General features: G+C 66.7%; 1 protein-coding gene. It reads right to left on the reverse strand.

Going from position 1 to position 393, the window contains the following annotated elements; all coding sequences use genetic code 11:
* Window positions 1-10 precede the first annotated feature (10 nt).
* Window positions 11-393 (reverse strand): transposase family protein (locus E1181_RS31205; protein WP_165944807.1); only part of this gene is annotated, 383 nt, incomplete at its 5' end.

Genomic DNA, 393 nt, shown 5'->3' on the forward strand with positions numbered 1-393 from the left:
TGAGGTGATCTCAGTGGATTCGGTTGTGTTCGTGGTGGGTGAGTACGAGTGCGGCTTGGACGATGTTTCCGATTTTTCGGGGGCTGGCGGCGATGTGTTGCAGGGTGCGCCAGCGGCCGGTGAGCAGGGCGAATCCGCGTTCGCCCAAGGCACGCAGGCTGCGTAGGAGCAGGTTGTAGGTGTGGTTGTCGGCATCGAGGGGGCGGCCTCGCCCGGTTGTGGAGCGCTTGATGAGGGTGTGGACTCCGGCGCCGGCGCCCTGGTAGCCGCCGTCGGCGAGGGTGGGCAGGTCGAGTTGGGAAGCGGCCCAGTACAGCGCGCCCAGGACGTGTTGTTGGGCAGCGGTGATGTCGTGGACCGAGCCGGGCTCGACCGGTGAGACCCAGATCGGGA

Origin of the sequence: Saccharopolyspora terrae (assembly GCF_004348435.1) — a bacterium.
GTDB classification, from domain to species: Bacteria; Actinomycetota; Actinomycetes; order Mycobacteriales; family Pseudonocardiaceae; genus Saccharopolyspora; species Saccharopolyspora endophytica.